The organism is Streptomyces sp. ISL-98 (assembly GCF_018614055.1).
Lineage (GTDB): Bacteria > Actinomycetota > Actinomycetes > Streptomycetales > Streptomycetaceae > Streptomyces > Streptomyces spiramyceticus.
Genome location: NZ_JAGGPB010000075.1, coordinates 1 through 7,853, shown reverse-complemented (window position 1 = coordinate 7,853; position 7,853 = coordinate 1). Strand labels below are relative to the sequence as shown.

The 7,853-nt window shown below is 67.6% G+C and carries 8 protein-coding genes; 3 read left to right on the top strand and 5 right to left on the bottom strand.

Annotated elements, in window-relative coordinates; translation table 11 throughout:
• From J7I98_RS36435 to J7I98_RS36415, 5 genes are all read right to left on the bottom strand, one after another.
• The coding region (locus J7I98_RS36435; RefSeq protein WP_251021703.1) for a trans-aconitate 2-methyltransferase at positions 1 to 501 on the bottom strand (501 nt) is incomplete at its 3' end.
• Positions 502 to 613: 112 nt separating this feature from the next.
• Complete coding sequence (locus J7I98_RS36430) at positions 614 to 2,503, bottom strand: ATP-binding cassette domain-containing protein (protein WP_214929354.1); 1,890 nt, start codon at positions 2,501 to 2,503, stop codon at positions 614 to 616.
• Between the two features lie 28 nt (positions 2,504 to 2,531).
• The gene (locus J7I98_RS43150) at positions 2,532 to 3,008 is read right to left on the bottom strand and encodes an acyl carrier protein (RefSeq protein WP_214929353.1); all 477 of its coding nucleotides are present in this window, start codon (positions 3,006 to 3,008) and stop codon (positions 2,532 to 2,534) included.
• Positions 3,005 to 3,937 (bottom strand): asparagine synthase C-terminal domain-containing protein, encoded by a 933-nt coding sequence (locus J7I98_RS36420; RefSeq protein ID WP_214929352.1) that lies wholly within the window; start codon positions 3,935 to 3,937, stop codon positions 3,005 to 3,007. The genes J7I98_RS43150 and J7I98_RS36420 overlap by 4 nt, the downstream gene beginning before the upstream one ends.
• A gap of 394 nt (positions 3,938 to 4,331) precedes the next feature.
• Positions 4,332 to 4,940, bottom strand: coding sequence for a hypothetical protein (locus tag J7I98_RS36415; protein ID WP_214929351.1), 609 nt, complete (start codon positions 4,938 to 4,940; stop codon positions 4,332 to 4,334).
• Positions 4,941 to 5,545: 605 nt separating this feature from the next.
• Here J7I98_RS36415 and J7I98_RS36410 point away from each other — a divergent pair.
• The 3 genes from J7I98_RS36410 to J7I98_RS36400 all read left to right on the top strand — a co-directional run.
• Positions 5,546 to 6,076 carry a bifunctional 2-polyprenyl-6-hydroxyphenol methylase/3-demethylubiquinol 3-O-methyltransferase UbiG gene (locus J7I98_RS36410; RefSeq protein ID WP_251021702.1) on the top strand — a complete coding sequence of 177 codons (531 nt, stop codon included), beginning with the start codon at positions 5,546 to 5,548 and terminating at the stop codon, positions 6,074 to 6,076.
• Positions 6,073 to 6,885, top strand: coding sequence for a hypothetical protein (locus J7I98_RS36405; RefSeq protein WP_214929349.1), 813 nt, complete (start codon positions 6,073 to 6,075; stop codon positions 6,883 to 6,885). The genes J7I98_RS36410 and J7I98_RS36405 overlap by 4 nt, the downstream gene beginning before the upstream one ends.
• On the top strand, positions 6,815 to 7,853 hold a 1,039-nt coding region (locus tag J7I98_RS36400), incomplete at its 3' end, for a serine hydrolase domain-containing protein (protein WP_308378057.1). The genes J7I98_RS36405 and J7I98_RS36400, both read left to right, overlap by 71 nt.

Below are 7,853 nucleotides of genomic sequence, written 5' to 3'. Positions count from 1 at the left end.
CCTCGCTATCTGGCTCCGAACAAGATCCGAGAAACAGTGCCTAGTGTGCAAGGCCGTGAAGAAGAAGGTTCCGCCCGGCCTGAGCGCTGTCGCGACGGCGGGCAACAGCCGGTGGGGATCGATGTAGGGCACGGCGTTCATGGAGTAGATCACGTCATACGGTTCTGCCGTCTCCAGGTGCTCGGTGGCATCGGCCAGCACCAGGCGCAGTCCCGGCAGGTCGCCGTACCGGGTGCGGGCCCGCTCATGCTGGCTGGGCGAGGAGTCCAAGGCATCGACCACTGCGCCGTGTTCACGTACCAGGTAGGCCGCGTGTCGTCCCGGGCCGCAGCCGATGTCCAGTACGCGCTTGCCCGTGAGGTCCCCAAGGACCTCCGCGCCCGGCCCGGTGCCCCAGAATCCCCAGTCGATCCGGTCCACCTCCGGCAGGGTGGTGCGGCGCTCAAGGTGATGTTCACCGTAGGACTGCCAGGAAGCCGAGTTCAGCAACTCCGCGCTCAAGTCATCTCCTTAGGGGTGTAAGGCCCGCGGGGCGGCAGCGCGGGCGCAAGTACCTGGGCGGGCCGAACCTGCGGTTTCTGCCGCGGCCGGCGTTCGCCCTCGTCCGAGTCAGCTACCGGTCCTGCGAGAGTTCGAGGAGTTCAGCGAAGGTGCCGCCCGCGTGCACGAGGTCGTCGTACCGGCCGTGTTCGGTGATGCGTCCCTGCTCCATGACCACGATGTGGTCGGCGACCTTCGTGTTCTCAAGCCGGTGCGTCACGACGATGGTGATGCGGTCTCCGGCGATGGCCTTGATCTCCTCGAAGATCCCGTGCTCGCCGCGGGGGTCCATCTGCGAGGTGGGTTCGTCCAGGATGAGCAGGGACGGGCGCCGGTACAAGGCCCTGGAGCAGGCCAGACGCTGCCATTGTCCCCCGGAGAGCTCTGCCCCGCCGAACACTTCCCTTGCGAGGAGAGTGTCGAGGCCGTTCGACAGGTCCTCGACGGCTTCTCGCATGCCGACCGCGTCGACCGCCTCCCACACCGGCCCATCGTCGACGGTCCGGGGCTGTCCTAGCGTCACGTTCTCGCGGACCCGCAGCGGCCATTGCGCGAAGATCTGCGGAACCAGCCCGGTGCAGTTCCAGACGGTTGCCGGGTCAACGGAGGCGAGGTCTGAGCCGTTCCAGATCACCCGGCCCTTGTCGGCCAGGTAGATCCCAGTGATCAGGCGGGTGAGAGTCGACTTGCCGGAGCCGTTCACCCCGACGATCGCGAGGATTTCCCCACGCCGCAGGGTCATGGAGACGCCGTCGACGGCCGGTTTGTCCTTCCCCGGGTACTGGTAGGTGACCTCCTCCAGCTTGATCTCCTCCACCGGTGCGCTGACGGCCAGTTCGCCGCGCTTGGGCGCTCGCTCATTGGCGTCGTCGAGGAACGCCTGCGCGTCGCTCAGGTAGAGGCTCGTGTGGAACACAGCGGCGCCGTTGATGATGACCTGCGACAACGCCGCCAGCGTCGTCTGCACGGCGACGACCGCCGTGGCGGCGATGGCGAGCGCGACCCGGCCCGTCACGGCCAGCCAGGCGAGTGCCGCCCACGTAGCGACGAGGAACACCCCGCCGACGAGGGAGGACATCAACGCGATGCGCAGCGTCCGAGGGGCGGCGGCAAGTGTGCGCTGGTCGACTCGTTCCGACAGGGACCGATACCAGTACAACAGGTAGTCCGTCATCCCATTGGCGCGGACCTCATCGCCGTACTTGGGGGTCGTCGACCACCACCGCATCATGCCCCGAACGTTGCGGTCGGCGATGTTCGCGTAGTGGATCTCGTAGTCGACCCGGGCGGTAAGTACCGCGCCGATTCCGGCAGGGAGTACAGCAAGCAGAAGCAGCGGCAGCATCAGCACGTTCAAGATCGACAGGACGCCGCCGGCAGAGATCATCTTGATCAGGGCTGACATGAAGCGCTGGGCGTCGGTGACCATCACGTGCGTGCGGATCACCCCCATCTCCGCGGCCTCCTGCCGGTCCGCGAAGCCGTCCACGGCATAGGCTGCTGCTTCGACGCGGCAGACCGCCTCGACCAGGGCGGTGTCTGTCACGGTGGTGAGCTTGGGCGTGATCCGCCGCTCGGCGTAGGTGGCCACGGCGCCGGCACCGCGAGTGAGCGCGGTCGCACCGGCCACGACCAGCAGGGCTGGCAGGGCTTGGTGCAGCCGGTCAGCGACCACACCGCCCCCCAGAATGGGCCGCATGGCCCTGGCCGTGGCGGTCAGCAGCACCGCGGCGGCCACGCCGGTGACCAACTGACAGGCCAGGAGCAGCAGGACGGCCCGGCGGTCGATGTCCCAGGACATCTTGGCGATGCGGCGCAGGACGGAGGGGAGCTGGGCACAGAGCTTGCGGAAGGAGACCTCGCCGAGCGGGTTCACGGAGTATTCCCCCGCATAGGTGATCTCGGCGGGCGGTGGCGGCGGCGGGGTTACGGCTTGCGTGTCCTTGGTGTCGGATGAGGTCAACTGCACTTCTCCTGCACGGTTGTTGGGGTCAGGTCGGCGCCACCGGGGTCAACGACGAGAGCGGCGATATCGAACACACGTGTTTGAGACGGAGTGGATTCCGCACGGGAGCGCGGGATGCGCAACGTGCGGAGTGCATCCACCCTTGGGGCGTGCGGGTCGGCCCTGGGCGTGGTGATGGCCGAATCGCCGAGGCTGATACGCATGTGACAGATGGGGTCTCCCGGCCAGTCGAGGTCACCCCTGCCGGGGCGGGGCCTGTAATGAGATCGGTCATCCCCTCGATCGTTGCGGACCTGGGGTCGAAGAGATCGGTATCGCCGATGGTGACGCCGAGGCACTCCTCGATGTGGACCGTGAGCGCCACGACGGTGAGGGAGTCGAGATAGCCGGTGTCGAAGAGGTTCACCTGCTGGGTGAAGTGCGGGTCATCGTCTGCGACGGCGGCTTCGCGTCGGATGAAGGCTTCGATCTCAGCAGCCGCGTGGATTGGTGTGAGACTCATTTGTCGCCTTCCGCGGAGGTGAGGGGTGGGGGCTGGTGAATGCCGCCACGGATGGTGCGGTGCAGCTCTGCCGGTGATCGGATACCGAGGGTGCGGCGGAAGTGGTCTTCGAGCGACTGCTGTTCGATTCCGACTTGGAGGAGCTGGGGAAGGATGCCGGTGTGGGCGGTGCGATCGCCGATCTGGGCACGGATCTTGGGGCGGTAAAGGGTGCCGTTCGGCAGGCTGCCGCGTGCGAGGTCGGCTATGAGCAGCGGCTTGGTGACCGGCTCAGGCAGGGCAAGCAGTTCTGCGGCGGCCCAGCTGTAGGGCTGGACGACAGTCAAGCCGTGCGCGGCGAACACTCCGACTTCTCGGTCGCCGGTCTGCACGCCGCGGGTGAGATGGATCCGTAAGCGCTCCGGCGGGATGTTCGGCAGGCGGTAGTAGAGGGTGTCCGCGTACGTCACGGGGGTGTAGTCGGCCAGGAACTCATTCATCAGGTCGCCGGTGAAGACGAGTGCGCCCCTGGGGTGGTTGGCTGCGATGGCAGCGGCGAGTAGCTCGTTGACGAGGGCGGCATGGACGTTAAAGTCGCGCCAGTCCTGCCCGTGGAGGACCGCATGGGGCAGTGCGTCGAGAAGATCTTGGGGGTTGGCACGGACCAGGCAGAAAGGCATGCCGAGGTGAGACGCGATGTTCTGGGCCGCGGCTGCGTCTTCGCTGAGCTGCTCGTCGCCGAAGGAATAGGAGTAGGCGGCGGCGTGAGGGAAGTGCCGGCGGGTGTAGGAGGCGATGACGGAGCTGTCTGCTCCGCCGGACAGGCAGACGGCGGTGGGAGTGTCGGGATGGGCGGCTGCCAGGTGGCGCATCCCTTGATCGAGGAGGGCGACGATCTCGGCCGCGACGGCGGATAGCGTACGTGCGGAACCGGCGCAGGCGGCCCTCACGCGGCACGAACCGGCATATTTGACTACCTGAAAGCTAACCGGAGGTTATCCCTGAGGGCAGAGCTGGGAGTCCGGCGCCGCATACGAGGAGCTTGCCCTCTGCGATTTCGTCTGGCGACAGCACCGGAAGGCCAGTGGCTTCAGCGGCTTCCCGGGCCTTGAGCGGACAGTTGGCGACCAGGCCGCTGACGGCCAGAGGACGATTCCCCGCTTCAACGGCCATGCGGGCTGCGGCTACGGCGCCGAGCGCGTCGTATGCCGTGATCACGAGGCCGTGGGCGATCCGAGGCAGATAAAGGCAACAACCCACGTGTTTCAGGCTGCAGCATTCCGTCGGCGAGTTCCAGTACGACGGCGTCGGTGCCCCGCTGTATCAGGAAGCCATGCATCGACCTCACCAGGCCCATAAATCGTCGAGAGGGTAGCCGTAGGTGTCGGCCACACCGAATTCGAGGTGATCCAAACTCACCTGAGCCCCTGCGTCTTCGTAGGCCCATCTGTCCCCGCGTCCGCCATGACCGGTGACCTTGGCCGCCCCCACCCGACGGCCGGCTCGGCGCCAGCTACGGATCAGCGCGGCCGACACGGTCGTCTTGCCACTGTCGGAGCCGGTACCCACCACAGCCACAGTGGGATTCACACCAGGGCCTGCTGCCGATGTCGGAATCGGCCATGGCAGGGCGAAATCCGCTGCCGACAGTGTCTGCCCGTCCTCGGCGGACACGTAACCCAGCAACTCCACCTGAGTGGGCGCGCCCCGGCCGGCGGCTGTGCTTACGACCGTACCGATCACGCCTGTGGCACCCAGCAGGTGCCGCATCGTCCCGCTCCCTGGTAAACCCTCGCAAATACTCGTGGCGTAACGTCCCCCGCACACCCCGACCACCACATCCCCGGCGTACAAGCGCCTGCGACGACCACTCACGTCACCGATCCAGTCCTGCCACCCCACCCGTTCAACGCGCGCTGCCACCAGGTCACCAGGCAGCAGCGCGTTGGGCATGCCACCGAGACGACACAGAGTGTGGTCGACCCGCCGGGTTCCGCTGCTCCACTTCGCCGAAGCCAAGTCGGTCATCAAGCCCCCATGCTCATGCGCCACCGCGGTCCCTCGCCGTCGCCCGTACTGCGGGAGAAGAGGACATCGCAGGCAGCACTACCCGGCAGGCAAGGACCGCAAGCGCGGGGGCGCCGTTCGCCGAGTACGTCGAGGCCACGCACGGCATGGCGGCCACCGTGCACCGCGAGCTCACCATGGAGGAGCTCACCGCCCAGCTCGACGCCGGCCGCCTGGTGATGGCCTCCGTGGCCAAGGCTGTCCGGACCCCGGACCAGGACCGGAGCGACGCGGCGGGCAGCTCTCATCTTCTCGGCGAACGCCACGTGGTGGGACGATCGCGAGCTTCGGAGCGTCGCCCCCTGCGCGCCGATGGGGCTGCCCAAGGACGTGCTCCAACGGGCGTTGTCAGTGGGGCGTCGTAGTGTGCCGACATGACGAGATCAGGCGGCGACCAGGGTGATGTTTCGGGCGGGAGGTATGCCCCTGACTCGGGAGCTCAGCCGTACTATGCGCGGGCAGCGGATGAACTGGCCCAGCGGTATGAGAGCTTGACCTTCGAGGCCGTGCACGAGGAGATCCTGCATCTGCTGCCCGAAGCCCCGGTGCGGGCGGTCGACATCGGGGCGGGGACCGGCCGGGACGCGGCGGCGCTGGCCGGGCGCGGTCACGAAGTCATCGCGGTCGAGCCCGTGCGGCAGCTGCGACTGGTGGCCCAGCGGCTCCATGCCGACGCGAATGTCGTCTGGCTGGAGGACTCGCTGCCGGGCCTCGAGGGTCTGGACGGGGAGTTCGGGCTCATCTTGCTCTCTGCGGTGTGGATGCATCTCGATGAGCAGGAACGGGCCGCGGCCATGGGCCGGCTGGCTGAACTCCTAGCTCCTGGTGGCCTGTTGGTCATCTCGCTGCGCCACGGGCCGCCTCCGACGGACCGCCGAATGTTCGACGTGCCCGCCGACGAGACCGCCGCCTTGGCCCGGGAATGCGGCCTGAGCGTCCTCCAAGTCGGTGGCGGTCAGGACCAGCTCGGCCGGAACGAGATCCACTGGAGTGAACTGGCCCTGCGGAAGGACCACGCATGACGGCGGATGCCTTCTTCTCGGCCGAACCCTCCGTCCGGTCGTCCTGGCGTTTGGCGATCTTGATGGGGGCCAATTCCCGCACGTATAAATTCGCCCTCGGCGACGCCCTCCTCGAGCACGCCCGACACGGCCACACCGAGATCCTGCTCAGCGAACTCGCCGTGCCCTACGCCATGAGCCTGGTCGAGCACACGGCCAAGGCCCCGCAGGCGCCCGAGGGCACCTCGATCGGCAAAGCCGACTTCCTGGCCATCGCCGCTGCCGAGCGCGAGGAGACGCAGAAGCTCGGCCGGCCCACCGACCTGCTACTGGAGGCCGCGGTCAAGTCGATGCCGGCGATGGTCATGCAGAGGTTCCACAACCTGCGTGGCGGAACCGAAGTCCCGCACCGGTTCTACGAGGTGGCCGGCAATCCACGCCAGCGCATCGTTCGCCTCACGCCAGAGCTCCTGCAGGTCGCGCAGTCGGAACAAGCCACGGGACTTCGTACGGAGCTCGGCGCACGCTGGACCATCGTGGAATCCTCCTTCGCCGCCGGCATCGGCCGCGCCCTCATCGAGGAGGGCGTCACCGTGGACTGGTCGACGCTGGCCCCCGTATCAATCCGGGCGTCAGCAGGATGGTCGACTGGTGCGGCGGCCCGGCACGCTGGGGCAGGAACGGCACAGGCAACAGAAACAGGAGCAATCGGTGAATGCACGGGCAGGGGCCGCAGCACTGTGGGCGGGGATTTGCGCGGTGGCGGTATCAGGGATCTTCCCGGCGGCCGCAGCGGAGCGGGCGTCGGCCTCGCCGCCCGCCGGCCTTAAGGAGGCCATCGAGCAGACGGTCGCGGACGGATTCCCGGGGGTCGTGGCGTATGCCAGGCACGGAGAGCGGGAGTCACGGACGGCGGCCGGGCTCGCGGACACGGCGAGCGGCGAGCGAGCCCGGCCGGACCAGCGGTTCCGGATTGCCAGTAACACCAAGTCATTCGTGTCGACGGTGCTTCTGCAGCTGGAGGGCGAAGGACGGCTCTCGCTCGACGACAGCGTGGAGAAATGGCTGCCCGGCGTGGTCCAGGGAAACGGCAACGTCGGCAGGGCCATCACCATTCGGCAACTGCTCAACCACACCTCGGGCATCTACGACCCCACCACCGAGCCGGAGTTCTTCGCCCCCTACCTGGAGCGCCACGAATGGGGCTACGTTTACACCCCTCGGGAGGTGATCGCCCGCGCCGTCCGGCACAAGCCGCTATTCGCGCCCGGCGGCGGCTGGTCGTACTCCAATACCAACTACCTACTCGCCGGTCTGGTGATCGAGGCAGTCACACGTCACAGCGCGCCCTCCGAAATTCATCGGCGGATTCTCGCCCCGCTCGGCCTGAAGGACTCCTCCTTCCCGCTGACCGACCCCGCCATTCACGGCCCTCATCTGCACGGCTACGACCTCACGGGACGCGATGTGACCCGATTCAGCCCGTCGTACGACTGGACCGCCGGCGCCATGATCTCCACGGTCAACGACCTGGCCCGTTTCCACCGGGCCCTGTTCACCGGCAAGCTGCTGCGCCCCGCCCAGCAGCGCGAACTCCTGACCACGGTGCAGTTCCCCGACACGCCGGCGTACGGACTCGGCGTGCAGCGCATGGACGTGCCATGCGGCTCGGAGCCGGACACCAAGCCGATCAGTGCCTGGGAGACCGACGGCGGCGGACCCGGCTTCACCAGCGTGTCCCTCACCACCGCCGACGGTGAGCGACAGCTGGTCCTCGCCGTCAATGTCTACGACCTCG